This window comes from Treponema denticola ATCC 35405, from assembly GCF_000008185.1.
In the GTDB taxonomy this organism is placed as follows: Bacteria; Spirochaetota; Spirochaetia; order Treponematales; family Treponemataceae; genus Treponema_B; species Treponema_B denticola.
Genome location: NC_002967.9, coordinates 750,904 through 770,740, shown reverse-complemented (window position 1 = coordinate 770,740; position 19,837 = coordinate 750,904). Strand labels below are relative to the sequence as shown.

Below are 19,837 nucleotides of genomic sequence, written 5' to 3'. Positions count from 1 at the left end.
AGCTATAAAATTTTCTTTCTTCCGTTATCGTTTAAAAATCATCTATAATAAAAAACAAAGACTATGCTGAAAAAACAACTATTAAAAAAATTACTTTTACTGATTTTAACTTTAATCTTATTCTCATGTGCAAGTTATAAAAACAAACCTGAAGACGAGGTACCTGTTTGGATAGAAAAGGTGCCGGCCGGCAATGCAGATTATGAATACTTTACAGCCTCAGGAACAAATAAAAATTTTACTCTTGCAGAGGCGGACGCAAAAAATAATCTTATAAACGAAATCATACGCTATTTAGGAGTTTCAATAAAAACCGAAACAACAACAACCGCTTTAGGCTCCATCGAAAACCTTGAAAAAATATTAAAATCGGAAATTTCTCAGTCTTCGGCTGCTAATATAAAAAAATTAAAAATCAAAAACCGCTATACCAAAAAAAACAAAGACAGCCTTACCGTCTATCTTTTGGCCGAATACGATAAAAATGAACTCCGCAAAGAAAGAGACCGCTTATTAAAAATTGCAGAAGAAAAAATTTTATCGGTAAGTGAGCCCCAAAAAAAGGCAGATGAATTTGTTGAAAGTAAAAAATATTATTCTGCTGCCCTTTATTACACTAAGGCAGCCTCTGCCGCATTGAGCTCCGGCATAGAAAACGGGGATATAAAATTTAGGCAAAATATTTCAAATGCAAAAGAAAGTTTAAAAAAGATTAAACTTAATTTGCAAAAAGACAACCTTGAAAATACATCAAACGAATTTTTAATTCCTATCAATATAGGAACCTTTGAGGAGAGAGTTCCCTTATTAGTCAGCTATAAAACAAAGGTAAAAAATACTACCTCCATCATAATCGAAGGCATTGAAACGGATCAAAACGGAACTGCAAATTTTATTTTACATGATGAAAAAATTGAACCCAAAGCCCGCATAAGGATAGAGTTGGATATTTCCGAAATCAAGCAAATACTCGGATCAAAAGATTTTGATGAATATCAAGAAGCCGTTAAGGAGCTTCAGCAAATAGTTTTTAAGCAAATAATAAATTTTGAATTTAAAAAGCCGGAAAATAAAATAAAAAAAGAACAAAAAGGGACAGTTTCACTTTTTATTGAACAGGCTGACAGTAAAAACTCAATCATTGAAGAAAAAATTTTGGATATTTTAAAAGATATGAATTTTAAAACCATATCCGCAAAAAATGAAAATCCGGCTGCAGATTTTTTTATTTATGCAAAGATAGAAACAGATGAAGCTTCAAAAGCTGCTGACGGATTTTTAGTGCGGCTTAATGCAGATATAGAAATAAAAAATCCGAACACACAAGAAATTTTTTATAAAAAAAATATAAGCAAAAGGGGCGCCGGTTTTACCGAAAAAGAAGCCCACAGATCGGCCTCAATTGCTATAGCAAAGGCAATAGTCTTAGCCTTTAGCAAAATCGTCAACGAATAATAGAGCAGCTGACAAAGTTCTATATTTATTGTATACTGATATTTGTGAACATGTTTTTTAAGGAGAAACAATTGGCAAATCCTGTTTGGCTTTTTATGGGGCCTGAAATCGGAGAAAGAAATACAGCTGTTGATACAGTATTAAAAACTCTTTCAAAACAATACGGTGATATTGAAACGCATACCGTCTATGCAGGAGATGCGGGCATGGGAGATGTAATTTCTCTTTTACAAAATGCATCTCTTTTTTCTTCTGCAAAACTCATTATATTAAAATCCGCAGAGCTTATCAAAAAGAAAGAGGACATCGATTTACTTACCGACTGGATTCAATCCGTTTCAAAAAAAGAAAACACAAGCGATTCTTTTTTAATTTTAATTTCCGATGAAACGTCAATTGCGAAAAAAATAAGCGATACCGTTCCTAAAACTCAGCAAAAAATATTTTGGGAGCTTTTTGAAAATAAAAAACAGGAATGGGTGCGTTCATTTCTTTTTAGAGAGGGCATTGAGATTGAAGATGAAGCAGTCGATGAGCTTTTGGAATTAGTAGAAAACAATACCGATGCTTTAAAAATGGCCTGCTCTCATTTGGTGCTCTATTTTCAAAAAGGCTCACATATCGATCAAGAGAATATCGAAAAACTTTTTGCACACAATAAAGAAGAAACTCCATTCAGCCTTTTTAATGCCTTAACAATGGGAAGCCTTGAAACAGCCTTGTCCATAAGCCAAAAGATAATACTTTCAAAAAATTCTTCGCCGGTTCAAATTATTGCAGGCTTAAGCTATTGTTTTAGACGCTTACAAGACTGGCACAAAATACATAGAGATAATGAATACTTGGATGATTTTGCTTTGAAGCGTTTCGGGTTTTTGGGAAAAACCGCATTAGCACAATACAAAAGAGCTGCAAAGCTTTGGAATGAGGTCCAGTGCGTAAAAATAATCGCTCTTTTATCGGAAACGGATTTAGAGTTACGGTCTTTAGGCACAAGTCTTCAAAACATAGTTATGGATATGTGCTTATATGAAATAGCTTGCAAGTCCGGAAATAAAATAGAAAAATATACCGCAGATAATATTTAAAACGCTTTAAGTCAGATTGTATAAATTATCTTCAAGTAAATTATAAAAACAAGAATTGTGAAACTCCGAAGAAAATTGTTCAGGAGTAAAAATCTGTTTTGCTTTTTGCATAATCACAGGAACTTCAGATTGAGAAAGAGGCAAAGATCTTCCTAAAAGCAAGTTATCGAATTCCTTATTTCTTATAAGTTTATCCGATGCAAAAAACAACCTCATATCGGATAATATATTTTTTTGAATGAGAATTAAAAATAAAAATGAAGCCGTATCACTTCCTATATATCCCGGAGTACCAATCCTTGTATAAAAACTTTTTGTCCATGTTTCATTGGGAATTCTAATTCGGCTGATAATATATTTTTCTTCTCTCTTTTCGGCATAGCTTTTATCAATGTATTTTGCAAATGGTACCCATTCAATATTTTCAGCTGTTCTGATTTCCAATTTTGCATCAAGAGCTAGCATAGGCAAAAAGGTTCCTGAAAGCGGATTCGCCGTTGCTATGTTGCCGCCTATTGTTGCAAGAGAGCGTATGGCATTGTTTGCTATCTTTTCGATAGAATAATATAAGGAAGGAGGAATATTTTTTTTACCCAAATCCAAAATTTCATTTAATGTAACGGCAGCACCGAATTCGAAATAGCGCTCGGTTTTTGAAATAACTTTTAATTCAGGTAAAAAATTTAAATCCAAAATATGTTCAGGTAAATAGATCATCTCATCAGTCTGATGATTTAAAAAACCTGTTGCGCCGGCAATAGGTTTTATATTTGAAATATTTTTTAAAATAGTCTGCATTTCCTGCATGTAGCGAGCTCTATAGACAATGCTATTTTTAGTTAATTCAGTCATAAGTTCTATTTTCTCCGTTGATTTTTACTTATTTTTTCAATAGCCGAAAATAAATCTTCAAAGCTTGTACACCGGCACATTGTACTCGAATAATATTTTCTTATACTGTCTTCGGCATCAGGAGCATCAATATCTATATTGGAATTTAAAATTGCATATGTAAAAAATATTTTTCCTGCATCACAAAAGCCGCACATTTCAACACCGGCTTGATCAAAGCCTGCTGCAATTATTTTATATTCTTCGGTTGTTTTAAAATACTCCAAGGTTATTATATTTTTCCCTTCAACATTAAAAACGGGAATAAAACATGCAGGCACGGGTTTATCGTTCATTAAAACAGTACACGACCCGCACTGACCGCTTAAGCATGAACTTTTTAAGCTTAAAAGATTAAACTCTCTTCTTAGAACCGATAAAAGTCTTTCATTTGCAGGAGCATCAATCTGAACTGCGGTTTTATTTAAATTAAAACTAATCTTCATCTACAGCCTCACTTTTTGTAACGGCATTAAAAATATCTTCAGTAAAAACAGGTAAAAAATCGATACGCTTGTGGTTAATCATAATTTGGTTCAGTGCAGAAATATACGCTGCAGGTACAAGACTCTCAGCCAACTCTCCCAAACCTCGAGTTTTTAATTCGCTGTCTAAAACAAAATCTCTTATGGGCGGAATAGCTCCTGTTGCAATTATTTTATAATTGGAAGGGAGCAAATTATTTTCTCTAATGTCTTCTACGGAAATATTTGAAACTGCATTTGCAATTGTCTTATGAATATTTCTATGTACCATTTTTTTTGAATATATTTTTCCGGGATCACAAGCAAACCAAATACCCCTTACAATAATTTGATAAGTACTAGGATCAAGTTCAAGCTCAATAACACAGGCACCGGGAGTTTCAGAAATAAAAGGATTGCCCATTAAAGTTTCGTTATCCCAATCTTTAGAACGCGGCAGTTTGTAGGTTTTACTTACGGTAATTGGAAGAGGTTTTCTAAATCTTTGATTTTTTATTCCCGTACAGCATTTTTCAATAAGGTCGGGTAAGATACTTATACCGCAAGAAGCAGTTGCAGCACCGGTAGGAATCATCTCATCGGTTGAAGCGCCTAAAAAAATAATTTGGTTGTCTTCAACTTCCAATTCTTTTGCAATCTGTTTTTTTAAAATGCGCTTTAATCCCTCCGAGGTAGGTTCTGCCTTAACCAATACCTTATCGTCTTTCGTTAAAGTTATTTCTGCACTATAATTCATTCCCGATTTTACAAGAATATGTAGACCGTTATATTGACAACCTACGGAAACTCCTATGCCTCTCCAGTTTCCGTCATAACGGTTTTTACGTCCCTTATTCATCAACCTATAAGCATAAAATTTTCTATAAAAATCGCTGGTGTTACAAACAGCCTTTAAGATATTTTCAAAAACAAAATCTTCTTCTTTTTTTATTCCCGTAATTGTTTTTTGACCTACTTTCAAATTATTTTGAAGTCTAAATTGAATCGGACATAAATCCAGTTGCTCTACTATTTCGCTTATATGTTTTTCCAGCGCAGAGCTTACATAAGAATCGCCCCAACCGGAAAATAGACCCGTCAAACCTTTTTCAGTCTTTATTGCAACAGCACTAATCATATAAACAGGCAAATGATAAATACCGGCAGCAGTTACCACCATTTGCTTAAGCATTTGAGTTATAAAAGGATTAAATGAACCGGCGTCCACAATTATCGAAACATCCATAGCCGTAATTTTTCCCAATTCGGAAACGGATGTTTTATGTTGAATCATAACAATGGGAGTCTTTATTGTATATAAAAAATCTTCTTGACGTGAAAATTCAATTACTATATTTTTTTTTGTCAAAAAAGATGCGACAGAAACTTGTGCAGCAAGTAGAGCAGGAAACCAAATTCTTCCGTCAAGGGATTCGGCTTCTGCATGTGAAACTACATTTATCTTTTCTTTCGGAACATCTAAAACATTACAAACAGAAGTTAAAACCTGATAAGGCCATTGAGTTGCAAGATGAATTTCAAGTCTGTCATCAGCCCAGTTTGTTTTAACACAAGCTGTTTCCGCATGATAATGATATCTTTGCTTAAAAGAAAAAGTAGAATAAACTACTTGTGAACTTTTTTCAAAAACTTCTTCAGCGTTTCCCGAACTTAAACTTTCCCGAGAGACTATAGGATAGTCAAAATAATTTTTTTCTTCTTCTTCAAAAGTAAATTGAGCTTTGGGGCGTGAAAGATACTGGGTTTTGATTTGAAAAAGGCTTGAAAGCTCTAAAAGCTTTTTTTTATCGGGACCCGTCAAAATCCCTACAGCTTGGCCTGCATATTCTATTTTTTCATCGGCAAAAACAGGCACTTCTGTTTTTAAAAAACCGATTGAATTTTTTCCCACAATATCCTTTGCAGAAAAAAAAGAAAAGCCTTCGGGCAAATCGGGAATTTCTATATCTATAATTTTAGCATCTACATCAGAAGAACGTATAAGACATGCCCATTCCTGATTTTCAAATTCCAAATCTGAAACAAAAGTTTTATCCATAAATTAACGCCTATTCAATTTTGCAAGTTTAATTACCGTTTCGATAACATAATCGGAATCGTCTTCACTCATTGAAGGATAAAAGGGCAAACTCAAACTTTGCAAATATTTTTTATTCGATTCCGGAAAATCGAAACTATTTAAACCGTATCTTTCTTTTATATAAGACATTTCAAAATGAGGTATAAAGTGCATCGAAATACCCAAACCTCTTTCTTGTAAGGCTTGACCAAACTCATCTCTTCCTATTTTTAAAGCTTCAAGGTTAAGCCGCAAAATATAAAGATGCCAAGCATTTCCTTCTCCATCGGGAGGAAGAATAAAAGAATCGTTCCCTGCAAATGCTGCATTATATTTTTGGGCAATTTTTTTACGCTGCTCAAAAAAAGTTTTAGCCTTTTTAAGCTGCACTCTTCCTATTGCAGAAAGAATATCGGGCAGGTTACACTTCCAGCCCTCAGCCGTAACATCGTACTTCCATGAAGCCTTTGTGTCGGTGTACCTGTCCCAGATTGTGCGGTTTATACCGTGAGAACGCATAAGTTTTATACGCTCTGCAATTTTTTCATCGTTAGTACAAATCATTCCGCCCTCGCCTGTCGTAATCGTCTTTGTCGCATAAAAAGAAAAAACGCCGCAGGTACCGAGAGTTCCGGCATAACCTTCTTTAGTCTTTGAAGGAAAAGCATGAGCCGCATCTTCTATCACGGCAACGGAATATTTTTTTGCAAGGTCATTTATCGCCTTCATATTACAAACATTTCCCGCAATATGAATCGGAACAATGGCCTTTACGTTCTTATCTTTTTTTAATGTAGTTTCGATTTTTTCAGGGTCTATACTGTAAGAATCTTTTTCGATATCGGCATAAACTACATCGCCGCCTAAGTGCAGGGCAGAGGTTGCAGTCGAAATAAAGGTATAGGGACTTGTCAAGATTTTGGTTCCGCTCTTTATACCGCAGGCATCCATTGCAAGCATGAGCCCGCTTGAAGCCGAGTTTACGGCAAGGGCAGTCTTACTTCCCGTAAAGGAAGCAAATTCTTTTTCAAACTCAAGGGTTTCCTTCCCCGTAGTAAGCCACCCTGAGCGGAGTACCCTCATCAAAGCTTTTTCTTCTTCTTCAGAAAAGGAAGGAGTAAAAAAAGGAATTGTTTTTTTAGCCTGAACATCTTGCATACATTTTAGTCCTTTGCCGTATAAAATCAACAATAAAGTATACTAAAATTTTAAGAATTATGCAATAAGACGAATTTCTTGCGGTTAAATTAATCATCGATCAAATAAACCGCAGTAAACGCCAAGCGAAAAGATTATTAAGAAAAACCGCAGGTTTGTCTTAATGACAATCCATACCTCTAACTTAGGGGAGATTTTTAAGAGGGGGGGCTAAAAAATGTTCCCCCTCTTAAATGGCGTTTTGAAAAGATGAGGGGTTATAGGGGAGAAGAAAAACTTTTGCTCCATCAAAAGTTTGTCCTCTCCCCTAATTTGTCTTTTCCCCTAATTTTCTTATTTCTTCCAAGCAAGTTCCAAGGGCACTTTTGCCGGGCAAATTATAAATATTGGGGGCAGTACCTGCTTCGGAATTACATGAACCATCGGAATTAAGACCGTATAAAATATCGCTTTGCATAAGAAGAGAACTATTGGGTAGTTTTAAATAAAACCGGCTGCTATTAAGGCCATTTCCTGAGGTGTTTTCTCCAATCACATTTGCGAACTTTGTCTGCTTTGAAAATGATGCAAATTCATCAGCCGCAGATTCGGTAACCCCGCCTATCAATAACCAAATCTTTCCGGAAAAATTAACAGAAGGCTGCAAGGGTTTAATAATTTTTGTATAGCCGCATATGGAATCAAAATTTTCTTTATCGGGTTTATTTTTACTACTAAAACTAAAAGAATCGAAATTTCTATTGGGTTCAAGTTTAATGGAATGAAAATCTTTTATAAAAATCTTTGTAAATTTATTATTACTATTATAAGCAACCTCCCAGCAAAACTCCTGCTCTTTTTTAATTAAGGGAGAAACAATACACTCTTGCCAAAGGCGTCTAACACCTCCTCTATTTTCCCGCAGGTCTATGATTAAATTTTCGTAATCTTTAAATGAAGTTAAAATTGAATTCAGTCTTTTTTTATATGCTTTTTTAATTTCATCATTATACGTATAAAAACTTTTTATATTTAAATATGCAATTTTTTTATCTTCAATAATTTTTGTTTCAAAATAAGATTCAAGTCCATCTTCCGTTTCCAAATCAATAGGAGGGTTTAAGTTTAAATCATATTTTTTTAATATCTCTTCCGAAAGGTTTTGTTCTATTGCAGAGTTCATCCTCATAAGAAGTAAATAATAAAACGAATTTACTTTTACATCATTATCATATACATTAGTATTTTGTACTCTATATGTATCTGAATTTAATGAATATACATCATATACATCAAAATGCCCAATATGTTTATTATTTTGTATTTTAGAAAGCAAACTCATATAAAATAAATAATATTCCAATTCATCTTTTATATCCGGTAATTTTTTAAAATAATCTTTTTTTATTTTTTCTAAATCAGCTCCGGCTCTTATACAAACATTTTTAAAAGGATAGCCGTTTTCTATAAAATCCCAAACAAAAGCATAATCTTCTTCCAATCTTTCTTTAGACATATAAGAATTTTTATATTTTTGCTCATCTTCTTCAGAATATTTTGAAAATAAAATAAAAAAAGCGGCAGTTCCGATAATCAAAACAGCAATAACAATTCGAATGATATTTTTTTTCATCTTAAGCTCCTCTTTTCCAAAACCATACTAAAATTTTAAGAATTATGCAATAATACGAATTTCTTGCGGTTAAATTAATCATCGATCAAATAAACCGCAGCGAGCGCCAAGGGAAAAGATTATTAAGAAAAACCGTAGGTTTGTCTTAATGATAATCCACACCTTAACTTAGGGGAGATTTTTAAGAGGGGGAGCTAAAAAATGTTTCCCCTCTTAAATGGCGTTTTGAAAAGATGAGGGGTTATAGGGGAGAAGAAAAACTTTTGCTCCATCAAAAGTTTTTCTTTTCCCCTAACTTTCGTATTTCTTCCAAGCAGGCCTCTAAGGCATCCTTACCGGGAAGATTATAAATATCTGGAGCAGTGCCGAATTCGTCTGTGCAATATCCTTCAGAATTTAATCCATACAAGGGATCGAATTTTATAAGTAGTCCGCTTTTCGGAAGCATCATATAAATCGGTGAATGTCGGCCGTTATGTCCTAAGCCTCCTGTATTAGAGCCTACAAGGGTCGCAAACCCCGAAGCCTTACACAAACCCGCAAGGCTATCAGCGGCCGAGGCTGTTTTTCCGCTTATCAATAACCAATATCTCCTATCTTTGGGCGGAGCATAGCCGGGAGCCAGCTCTTGAAAACTGGCAGCATCTTCTTCATAAAGAGCTATAGTATTTTTTTTAGTGTTTGCATTTTTTATATTGGGCACTTCTTTTATATCTATTTGATTGTTTTTAAATGAGGGATTAAGCTCGGTATATTTATTTTTAGAGCATAAAAAATATATTCTTTGTTGGATATTTCTGCCAATATTATTATAACTCAAAATATCACTGTCATAACATTTCACATCTCCTCCGCCATTATTAGAAACATCTATTATTATATGTTTATATTTTTCGGTATCTAAGAAAAACTTTTTCATATCCTTTTTATACTGTATATACTCTTTTGCATAGCCTCTTTTCCTAAAAGAGTCAATTCTTACATAAGCAATCTTTCCTTCTTCTATTATTTTTGTATCGGCTTTAACGACACCTCTATCACCGATAAGTGAATTAACGGAATATGAAGGCTTAACTCTATAAAAAGAGTTCATTAAATCTACATCGTATAGCTTAAAATAGGAATCGGAAACAGTCATAGCATATTCATAATCACTTATAGATGCAGGATAAAGATGACCTGTAAAATAGCGGGAAGTGATATCTTCACAAAGTTTTGCATAAAAAGATATATATGAGTTTTGACTATCGATGGGGGCTGAATATTCAATTTTTTTATAACCATCTTCTTTTATTTTTTTTAAATCGGCTCCCTTCCTTTCACATACTTCGGTAAAAGGATATTCGTTGTAGATAAAATCCCAAAAAGCTTCGTAATCGGCAATACAATCTTCAAAAGAAATAAAACCCGACTTAAATGAATTAAAGTTGAACTCTCCATTTTCCTCTTTTTTTGATAAATATATAGAAAATGCAAAAAAAGAAATCACTAAAACAACTAAAGCACAAATAAAAAAAAATTCTACTTTCTTTTTAGCATCAGGTTTCATAAAAATTCTCCTTAAATATAATAATTTTTAATCGTTGAGACAGAACCCCATCTCAACGATTAGCTATGCTACCCTATATTAAGGACTAGGACTTTCTGGATCTTTCTTTCCTGAACCAGGCCTAGGAGGTCGTATTATTTTACCCCCACCTCCTTCATCAGGCAATGGACATGAAGGATCTTTACCTTTTTGCGGCCCATTATCACCTGCTCCTCCCTCAACCATCAGCATCTCTCTTTCAGACACTATATTTAATCTTAACATACTTTTGTAATCTGTCAAGTGTTTCTTTTGGAAATTTGCAATTTGTATTTTTTTAATAACCGCAAGGAACGCAAAGGGAAAAGATTATTAAGAAAAACCGTAGGTTTGTCTTAATGACAATCCATACCTCTAACTTAGGGGAGATTTTTAAGAGGGGAGCTAAAAAATGTTCCCCTCTTAAATGGCGTTTTGAAAAGATGAGGGGTTATAGGGGAGAAGAAAAACTTTTGCTCCATCAAAAGTTTGTCCTCTCCCCTAATTTGTCTTTTCCCCTAACTTTCGTATCTCTTCCAAACAGGTCTCTAAAGCATCCTTACCGGGAAGATTATAAATATCGGGGGCAGTGCCGAATTCATCCGTGCAATAACCGTCATCGGTTAGACCATATATAAAATCAAACTTTATCAATAAACCGCTGTTGGGAAGAACGATGTACATAGGCCATAAACCGTTATTTCCGGCTCCTTTTGTATTAGTACCAATAACTGTAGCAAAACCCGTTTTTTTACACACATAAGTAAAACGATCTGCTGCTGAATATACATCACCGCTTACTAAAAGCCAAAACTTTTTATCTTCACAAGGTTTATAATCTAAAATATAAGAAGGTTCAATCATATCTTCCAATTTATAAGCCTTATCATTTTTTACAGTGCCGCAATTTTCTATATTCGGAACTTCATGTTTTTCTATCTTTTTTATATCTCTATAACCTTTAAAAAACATTTCCAAATAAGGGTTCGTATATTTATTTTCGTTATAAAGACCATAAGAAACTATTGTCAGATTTTCCTTTATATTTGGAGATATTATTGCTTCATAATTTTCAATATATCCGCCTCCGTTATTTTGTATATCGATAATAATATGCTTGTAATCGGCAGTTTCAATAAAAAAATCTTTTAAATCTCTAAGGTATTGAAGTTCTATCTCCCGACTTACTATCAAAAATGAATCCAATTTTACATAAGCTATTTTACCAGGTTCTATTATCCGTTTTAAAAACCCTGTATAAATATCACAGGAATAACAAGGAAACTCATCATTAAAAAAATCGCAATAGAATATATTTTTCTCAATTTCAGTACTTGATCTTCCACCTATCAGTTTAGAATAAAAGCCGTCTATAAGTAAAATCTTAGTAATAAACGGACCTCCTATCATTGATGTCTTAAATACATATTTGTAATCATATTTATCCACAGCATATAAATGGCCGATTGATTTTCCTATCGTTATTTGTCTGCACAGTCTATCATAAAAGGCAAGATAAGCATTTTCAGAGGCCAGCCCCGATAAGGACTCATAATTTTTTATTTTCATTTTCTTTAAATCGGCACCATTACGCTCACATACTTCACTAAAGGGATAGCCTTTATAAATAAAATCCCAAAAATATTCATAATCGGATAGCATTTTTTTATAAGAAATAAATCTGACTTCATCGCCATTTGTATAATCCGAACATGCAAAAAAAATTATAAAAATAAATATTAAAATAAATAAAAATTGTTTTTTCATATCGATAACTCCTCCTTACAATTAAAATATAGAATTGTAAGGAGGAGGCCTAAAATTAGAGTTACTATCTCATCTCAAGCCAATTTACATCACCACATCCTCCGCCATTAGAAGGAGGTGGTGGAGGTGTCGGTCTTTGAGCTCCAGGATTATCACCATCTATTACCATATCTGAAGCACCTCCTCCCCCCTCAACCATTACCATCTCCGTTTCAGACACAGGCTGAAACCCATTGTTCAATAAATCTTTCATAAAACAACTCCTTTGTTTAGGACGCTAGACCTAAACTTAAATATTTTTAGTCTTTTAAAAAGACCTTACTTTAACTATACCATATTTTTACAATATATCAAGTGTTTTTTGCATAAAATTTACAATTTTTTAAAAGATTTCAAAAATCAAATCTTTAAGTTTTTTCAATTTTAAAAGTCTTTGTCGAGAAGGGTTTACAGTGTATTCCAACAAACTAAGGTTTGTTATAACTCCATCTTTATAAAGTTTTTTATATTCTTCATTTAATTCAAGATAAAGATTTAAATTTTCAGAAAGAATATGTAAATCTTCTTTTAGATTTTTTATTCGTAATGTTTTAGCCTTATTTTTAATTTCTTTTTTTTCTTTTAAAGTTTTAAGTTTATTTTTTGCATAAGATATTTTTAAATCGATTAAATCTATTTCTTTTTTTTGTGTAAAAGTATAGTCGGGAGTCCAAGAAAAAGATATAAATAACTCAGGCAGCCATTCGGTTTGTTTAAGATTTTGCCATGATGCAGTGTAAGAAGAAAATCTAGTTTTTAATGTATTAGGGGCATGAGAAAAACCTATATTAAAACGAGGGGCATTTTTAATGTAAGCTTGTTCTTTTTCTGCATTTAGTAAAAATATTTCATATTCAGTATTTTGTATATCAAAAATATATGAGTCTAAAAAAAGATTCTCTAAAAACTCAAGAAGAGAAGACATATCTTCTTCGTTTATTAAAGAATATTCGTAATTATAATTTAAAACAAACTCTTCTTTTAATCTATTTAAAGAATTCAGATTTAAGCCATATTCTTGCTTTGCCTCAATCATTTTTTGTTTTATCTGTAATAAGGCGTCTAGTTTTAATCTTTCTTTTTTAAATTCTATTTCGGCTGTAGAATACTGTTCAGCTGCATAAAGATATTTGTTTTTTAAATATACCGATTCGGCATTTAAAACTTCAATATTTAAAGCCGATTTTAAAAATATTTTAATAAAATCTGCGTAGAGTGCAAATCTTTTTTCTTTAACCGATTTTTTTAAAAAACTTATTTTTTTTGCTTCATTTACAAAACCGAAACTATATTTAGTTATGGGTTGACTAAATTGAATTGTAAAAGATGGAATTTGTTTAAATTCCTTACTTTGTAATAGATATTCATAATTAAAATTAAATGAAAATAAAATATTTCCGGCTGAGGGTAAAGCTTGATTTAGCACTAAAGAATACTTACCGTTAAAAACATCAATATATTTTGTCTTAATTAAAGAATTCGCACCACTAAGCTCTACAGGAATATTTTTCCACGCAAATAGCTTTGGAAAATCAAAAGAAAGTGAGGGTATCCATTTTGTTTTTTCTTTATATTCTAAAAGCTCTATCTTTTTAAATTCTATATCATTTAAGGAAGCAGACAAAGAATATGAAAGCCGCTCGTTAAAAAAAACATCCCAATCACGGCTCTCAGTAAAAATTAAACACGGGAAAATAAAAAAAATTAATATTAAACCAATACGTTTCATTTAATAAAATCCAGTTTTTCTAAAATAAATTTTATAATTGTTTTATGTTTTATTATAATATGGGCTTCGGTACTCATTCCGGGCTTTAACTTAACTTCCTTTTGCTCATTATTTTTTAAAGAAAAAGAAAGGATATCGGCATCTACTAAAAAAAATGAGGAAGTATTTTGATTATTAAAGCTATCATTGGAAATATTTGTAATTACCCCCTTTAAAACACCGTATTCAGAAGGCGGAAGTGCCGTAAATTTTAAATTTACTTCCATACCGATTTTTAATTCGGCTATATCCTTATCGGATATTATCAACTCAGCTTTTAATTCTTCTATCATATCCGGAATGATACGGAGTATTTCCGTACCTGAAAATATATAATCTCCTTCATTTATTCTAATTAATTCTTCTACCGTACCGTTAAGAGGAGATATTATTTTACTTTCGGATATTTCTTTATTAAGGCGGGTTAAAGTTTTTTTAGCAGACTCAAGTTTTTGTGTAAGAAGATTTTTTTCACTTTCTATGTTTATTATTTCTTGAGCACTAAAAGTTTTATAATCCAATTCTGCAATTTTAAATTTATCAAAAAGTGAACTTAACGATTTTTTTGTTTTCATCGAAGAAGGCAATTCTTTTTCATGAGCATATTCTTCTTTTGCTTCTTCATAAAAGATTCTTAACTTTTCTTTTTTTGCAAAATATATTTCGGCTCTGGCCTTAGCTATGGCGTGTTCCAAAGGAACATTATTTTTATCCGAATGAACAGCCTTTTCGTATAAAAGAAGATTATTAATCTCTTTATTTAACCGATGTATTTCGTTTTCGGTATTAGTCTTATCTTCTTCAATATCGGCTGTTTCTAAAATCAAAAGAATATCCCCTTTCTTTATTCTAGAACCGGATTTAAATTTCTTTGATTTTACGGTACCTGAATAAGCAGCCTTACCTATTGAAGTATTTGTTTTTAATCTTAGGATTCCGGATGCTTTTACCGTCTGATCCATTTCTGCAAAACATATCCATAAAAGAGTAATTATAAAGATGAATAAAATTATATAGATAAAGCAGGTATAGACCACCGGGAATCTATACTCAAAAAAAAGGATTCTATTTTTAATCGTTTCCAAATCCTTTATTTTCATAGGATATCTCCATTCCATAACTTATAGTATAAGCCTTTTTTTTCTAAAAGAGATGAGTGATTTCCTTCTTCGGCAATTACGCCGTTTTGCATTACAAAAATTTTATCGCAATTTTTTACGGTTGTAAGCCTATGTGCAATCATAAGAGTTGTTATTTTTTTTGTTTTTATATTTTCGATTATACCGTGAATTTGTTTTTCGGATATTGTATCAAGATTACTTGTAGCTTCATCAAAGATTAAAAGGTCAGGGTCCGATATAAGGGCACGGGCAAGGGCTATACGCTGTCTTTCTCCTCCAGAAAGGCTTATTCCTCTTTCTGCAAGGACCGTATTATATCTTTCAGGCAGGTTTTCGACAAAAGAGTGTACTCCCGTTTCCATAGAGACCCTTATAATATCTTCAATAGAAGCATTGTCATCATGAATAGAAATATTTTCTGCAATAGTTCCGGAAAATAAAAAGATGTCTTGAGGCACATAACCTATTTTTGCACGCAGAGTCTTTGTATCTATATCTTCAATATTATGTCCATCAATTTTTATTGAGCCTGATTCAGGCGAATAAAATTTTAAAAGCAGTTTAATAAGGCTTGTTTTTCCCGAGCCTGATGCTCCGACAAAGCCTATACTTTCTCCTGCATTTATATTTAAAGATATCTTATTTAAAACAGGCTTACGTGTTCCATATCTAAAAATCAGGTCTTTGATTTCGATATTGCCTAAAATTTTTTCAGGTTTTATCCAATACCCTTCATCTGCTATTTCCTTTTTTAAATCGAAAATCTCTCCCAAACGGCTTCCTGCAACGAAGGCTTCCTGCAAGCTAGGCTGCAGCGTCAAAAGCCTCTGTAAAGGACCTGTAAAAAAGCCCAAAAGAGCATTGAATGAGATAAGCTGTCCTACAGTAAATTGATCTTTTAAAATTAAATAAGTCCCCACCCAAAAAATAATGTTGGAACTCCAACCCGTCAAAATAGAATTTAAAAAAGACTGAATATTGCTTAAAACTCCAAGCCTATAGTTTATTTTTACGGCTTTCACCTCTCTTTTTTCATATTCATCATAAACTGAATCTTCTGCATTAAGGGCCTTTAATGAGGCAGCCCCTGAAACGGCTTCAACCAAGTATGACTGTACTTCTGATAATTGTCCCATAAGCTCACGGTAGGCCTTTGCAAATTTTTTTGAAAAAAGCCATATTATAATGGAAGATAAAGGCACGGTAATAAGACCTATCCAAAAAAGAAAGGGAGATTTAAAATAAAGTACCACGCCTGCAATAATTACCATACAAGAATCAATGACAACCGAAACCGCCGTTCCGGAAAGGGCGGAACGGACCTTTTGAGCATCATTTATGCGGGAAAGAATTTCGCCCGTTTTTCTTGTATCAAAAAATTTTATAGGTAGAGAAAACACATGCTTAAAATATGAAAAGATAAGATGATAATCCATCTTTAATGAAAAAAACAAAATAATATGAGAACGCACCGCAGAAAGCCCTGACGAAAAAAGAGTTAAAACAATTATTCCTATAGAAAGACTTGTAAGAGATGTAAAAGCTTTTGAGTAAACTACATCATCTATTATGTATCTAAAATAAAGGGAACTTATAATACCCAAAAAGGTCAATAAAAAAGATGCTATTATAACTTGAATTATTTCGTGAATATAGGGTTTTAAAAGCGGAACAAAGCGTTCAAAAAATCCTTTGGTATTATCCTGTATTTTAAACTCTGCTGAGGGACTAAGAAAAACAGTATACCCCGTCCATGTTTTTGCAAACTCTTCAATATCAATTTTTTTCTTTTCCCCTGCTGGATCGTATATTGTAAGTTTTTTGTTTTTTATTTTTTTGACAACAACAAAATGAAAAAATTCTCTTTTTTCTTCACATTTTTTTATATGGACAATAAAGGGAAGCGGCAGGTCTTGGCTTAGGGCTTCTTTATCGCCTTTTAAAACTTGCACCGAAAAGCCCATAGCTTCGCCAGCTTTTACAAGACCCGCAAGATTTGTACCGTGCGTATCGGTTTCGGCAATTTCACGGATCGATGTTACAGAGTATTTTGCTTTGTAATGGGATGCAACCATAGCAAGACAAGCCGCCCCGCAATCCGTCCCGTCAAATTGTCTAATTAAACGCATATCTAATATAAAAACATTATGGTAGTTTTAACCGAATCCATATTTAGTGTTTTTTTGCAGTATTTATCTTTTCAACTGCAGCTACATACAACGGACCGCCGAGTAGTATAAATATGGGAATTGCAAGAGCAAACCAACTCCAGTCATACCAAGAATTCACGAATAAATAATGTATGAACGGAATTAGGGCAACAGTTAGCATCGACCATATTAATCCTTTTTTTAGATATAAAAAATATTTTTTCATGATCTCTCCTCAAAATACATTATAACACTATTTGCATCTTATGTTAAGCTTAATTTTTATAAAAAGAAAAAACTATCCCAGATTTGTTATCAGGAGTAATTTTATAATATTTTCCGCTACACATTATTTCAGCAGGTTGCTCCTCTGCAACAACTTTAGCTATAATAGAGTCATAAAATACCAATGATTGATCAAACATCTCACCCGCCGTAAAAAACATTATTCTTTTTTCAAATAGTGAATCATTATTTACACCTCGCCTATGAATTTTAATTATAGAATCATTTTGATGATGATATATAGAATGTTGACATATAAGTTCTATCCGCACTTTTCCTGATAATACATAAATCGGTAGTTTATTTTTAGCTGCATGCTTACTATTCATTGTTGAGCAAGAAAATATAAATACACACAACAACATTATTAGAAATTTATTTTTCATTTAAACTCCCATTGTCGAATTAAATCAAAATATTTAAAGCGGTATTGTAACTTTTATTCCGGCTCGACCACCTCCAATTCCACCAATATCTAAATCAAAGTTTGAAAAATCAAAATGAACCCCTTCCCAATCTATTGTTACATCATCCCTTTTAATCTTAAAATTCTTTAACAGTTCAAGTAATGAATTATCATTCGAACTGTCTGTACCAGCGGCTGTACAATCAGTAAAACAAAAAGGATGGGAACAACCACCCTCAACCATTACCATCTCTGTTTCAGACACAGGCTGAAACCCTTTGTTCAATAAATCTTTCATAAAACAACTCCTTTGTTTAGGCTCCTACACCTAAACTTAAATATTTTTAGGCTTTTCAAAAGACCTTACTTTAAGTGTACCATACTTTTGCAATATGTCAAGTGCTTTTTTACAGAAATTTGTAATTTTTTCATTTTAATTTTCTCCTATATTAGGAATTTTTATTAGCACTTTGACTTAAGCCATACAAGGGGAGTGAAAGTGTTATGCCTGCACTACAAAAAAAAGAGGGTTTAGCCGGATAGTCTAATCTGAAACCTGTCTTAGCTGAAAAAACCTTAAAAATAAGTGGAAATTTCCAATCGCAAAATGGAGACATCTCTGCCATTATTGAAAATTCAAGACCGGACATAAATCTATATTTATAAATATTAGATTCTGTAAGCCAATTTATCCTGGCAAACACTGCTAAGCGAAATATTTTATATAGATTATTAAATGTGTTATATGAAAATTCAGCATTTATAAAAAACAGATTGGTTTTCCCTAATTGTTGATTTGATTCTATTTCTAAAGGCGAGAAAGAAAATGCTACCCCTGTGTCAGCATCTGAAAGATTTATATCGGATAAAGTTCCAGAACCATATAGAATTTGTGAATCTTTTGAAAAACTTCCTGCAATGTTGATGTGTCCAAAATCCCACGAGGGAGCAAAATCGAAAGCAAAAAGCAAATCAGCACAGCTAAAATATAAATCAATACACTCATAGCTAATATTTTTTTTGTGATAATTTTTTTAGATTGAATAACTTTCATTATTTTCCTATTTTTGTTATATGGCATAAAATCATTCCTTTATAATGAGTGCCTTTCTTCTGCCGAAATACCTAATCCCTTCGGCAATAAGCATAATTATACAGGCAGGCGTAAAAATAAGGATAAGTATAACATATGTTTGCCAATTTAATAATCTACGCATAACAACGGCTATAAAATTGTGTAAAGAATGGAGAAAGATACATGCATAAAGCGATTTTGTTTTTTCATAACAATAAGCTGATAGTAAACCGCTTACAATGGTTCCAATCACTTGGGCATAGCCTCCATATAAATGTATTAAGCCGAATAGTATTGAAGAAACAAGAGCGGCAATTTTTGCATTAAATAATTTTTTTGTATCATCATAGATTACTCCCCTAAATATAAGTTCTTCATATATCGGTGCTATGATAAGAGCCGCTACAAATTCATAAATAATTAATGGCTTGTATATAAAATTAGTATTAAATATGGTACGGACGGTAAAGCTTTCTTTTCCCGTAAATCTGTTTAAAAAATAAATAACCGAACTTTCTATCATATTTTTAAAATTACCGAAACCACGAAAAATCCATGCTATAAGTGTAGTTATAATGATACCAATAAAGTATATCTTTATAACCGTAGAAAACTTAAAAGGTTTAAATTGTAAAAGATTTTTGTTTTCTTTAAACCGTTTAAATGTTATGATTGCAATGCCCAGTTCCGTATACCCAATAGCCAGAATTATATACCAGTATTCTTCTTTATACATAAAAACATATACATATATAAGATCAAGAATAAAAAATGCAATAAAGGCTTCAATTATAATCGATATAAACCAATAAAAAACAGCTAAAACCTTCTTTTTGTTATATGGCATAAAACAGTACTCCTAATAAGTGATGACACTGTTACGGCTTCACTTATAAGTATAGAGCAGCCCT

The 19,837-nt window shown here is 32.5% G+C and carries 19 protein-coding genes; 2 read left to right on the top strand and 17 right to left on the bottom strand.

The annotated features are described in order from the left end of the window. Window positions 1-63: 63 nt before the first annotated feature. Both TDE_RS03550 and holA read left to right on the top strand, forming a co-directional pair. A complete protein-coding gene (locus TDE_RS03550; RefSeq protein WP_002681971.1) occupies window positions 64-1,455 on the top strand; it encodes a hypothetical protein in 1,392 nt (463 codons plus the stop codon). 71 nt (window positions 1,456-1,526) lie between these two features. Then, a complete protein-coding gene (holA, locus tag TDE_RS03545) occupies window positions 1,527-2,543 on the top strand; it encodes a DNA polymerase III subunit delta (protein ID WP_002681969.1) in 1,017 nt (338 codons plus the stop codon). Between the two features lie 6 nt (window positions 2,544-2,549). Here the strand turns inward: holA and TDE_RS03540 are convergent, their stop codons facing one another. From TDE_RS03540 to TDE_RS03460, 17 genes are all read right to left on the bottom strand, one after another. Continuing rightward, entirely contained in the window at window positions 2,550-3,395 is an 846-nt protein-coding gene (locus TDE_RS03540) for an FAD binding domain-containing protein (RefSeq protein ID WP_002681967.1), read from the bottom strand. A gap of 5 nt (window positions 3,396-3,400) precedes the next feature. After that, window positions 3,401-3,880, bottom strand: a complete 480-nt coding sequence (locus TDE_RS03535) for a (2Fe-2S)-binding protein (protein ID WP_002669971.1) — start codon at window positions 3,878-3,880, stop codon at window positions 3,401-3,403. Then, window positions 3,870-5,957 carry a xanthine dehydrogenase family protein molybdopterin-binding subunit gene (locus tag TDE_RS03530; RefSeq protein ID WP_002681965.1) on the bottom strand — a complete coding sequence of 696 codons (2,088 nt, stop codon included), beginning with the start codon at window positions 5,955-5,957 and terminating at the stop codon, window positions 3,870-3,872. The genes TDE_RS03535 and TDE_RS03530 overlap by 11 nt, the downstream gene beginning before the upstream one ends. A 3-nt stretch (window positions 5,958-5,960) precedes the next feature. Next, window positions 5,961-7,136, bottom strand: a complete 1,176-nt coding sequence (locus tag TDE_RS03525) for a DegT/DnrJ/EryC1/StrS family aminotransferase (RefSeq protein WP_002681964.1) — start codon at window positions 7,134-7,136, stop codon at window positions 5,961-5,963. 307 nt (window positions 7,137-7,443) lie between these two features. Then, window positions 7,444-8,748 (bottom strand): S41 family peptidase, encoded by a 1,305-nt coding sequence (locus tag TDE_RS03520; RefSeq protein WP_002681962.1) that lies wholly within the window; start codon window positions 8,746-8,748, stop codon window positions 7,444-7,446. A gap of 271 nt (window positions 8,749-9,019) precedes the next feature. After that, window positions 9,020-10,297 carry a S41 family peptidase gene (locus TDE_RS03515; RefSeq protein ID WP_002681961.1) on the bottom strand — a complete coding sequence of 426 codons (1,278 nt, stop codon included), beginning with the start codon at window positions 10,295-10,297 and terminating at the stop codon, window positions 9,020-9,022. Window positions 10,298-10,375: 78 nt separating this feature from the next. After that, window positions 10,376-10,579, bottom strand: a complete 204-nt coding sequence (locus tag TDE_RS03510; protein WP_245522445.1) for a hypothetical protein — start codon at window positions 10,577-10,579, stop codon at window positions 10,376-10,378. A 237-nt stretch (window positions 10,580-10,816) separates the two neighbouring features. Continuing rightward, window positions 10,817-12,082 carry a S41 family peptidase gene (locus TDE_RS03505; protein WP_002681959.1) on the bottom strand — a complete coding sequence of 422 codons (1,266 nt, stop codon included), beginning with the start codon at window positions 12,080-12,082 and terminating at the stop codon, window positions 10,817-10,819. A 64-nt stretch (window positions 12,083-12,146) separates the two neighbouring features. Then, window positions 12,147-12,335 (bottom strand): hypothetical protein, encoded by a 189-nt coding sequence (locus TDE_RS03500; RefSeq protein ID WP_002681958.1) that lies wholly within the window; start codon window positions 12,333-12,335, stop codon window positions 12,147-12,149. 129 nt (window positions 12,336-12,464) lie between these two features. Then, complete coding sequence (locus tag TDE_RS03495) at window positions 12,465-13,850, bottom strand: hypothetical protein (RefSeq protein WP_002681957.1); 1,386 nt, start codon at window positions 13,848-13,850, stop codon at window positions 12,465-12,467. Further along, window positions 13,847-14,989, bottom strand: coding sequence for an HlyD family secretion protein (locus TDE_RS03490; protein WP_002681956.1), 1,143 nt, complete (start codon window positions 14,987-14,989; stop codon window positions 13,847-13,849). The genes TDE_RS03495 and TDE_RS03490 overlap by 4 nt, the downstream gene beginning before the upstream one ends. Then, entirely contained in the window at window positions 14,986-17,139 is a 2,154-nt protein-coding gene (locus tag TDE_RS03485) for a peptidase domain-containing ABC transporter (protein ID WP_002681955.1), read from the bottom strand. Before TDE_RS03485 ends, TDE_RS03490 begins: the two co-directional genes overlap by 4 nt. A 43-nt stretch (window positions 17,140-17,182) precedes the next feature. Beyond that, complete coding sequence (locus TDE_RS03480; protein ID WP_002681954.1) at window positions 17,183-17,386, bottom strand: hypothetical protein; 204 nt, start codon at window positions 17,384-17,386, stop codon at window positions 17,183-17,185. Between the two features lie 49 nt (window positions 17,387-17,435). Further along, entirely contained in the window at window positions 17,436-17,831 is a 396-nt protein-coding gene (locus TDE_RS03475) for a hypothetical protein (RefSeq protein ID WP_002681947.1), read from the bottom strand. A gap of 33 nt (window positions 17,832-17,864) precedes the next feature. Further along, on the bottom strand, window positions 17,865-18,149 hold the full coding sequence (locus tag TDE_RS03470) for a hypothetical protein (protein WP_002681943.1): 285 nt from the start codon (window positions 18,147-18,149) through the stop codon (window positions 17,865-17,867). A gap of 151 nt (window positions 18,150-18,300) precedes the next feature. Beyond that, window positions 18,301-18,822, bottom strand: a complete 522-nt coding sequence (locus TDE_RS03465; protein ID WP_010956803.1) for a hypothetical protein — start codon at window positions 18,820-18,822, stop codon at window positions 18,301-18,303. Between the two features lie 114 nt (window positions 18,823-18,936). Continuing rightward, window positions 18,937-19,773 carry a CPBP family intramembrane glutamic endopeptidase gene (locus TDE_RS03460; RefSeq protein ID WP_010956802.1) on the bottom strand — a complete coding sequence of 279 codons (837 nt, stop codon included), beginning with the start codon at window positions 19,771-19,773 and terminating at the stop codon, window positions 18,937-18,939. Between the last annotated feature and the right edge of the window lie 64 nt (window positions 19,774-19,837).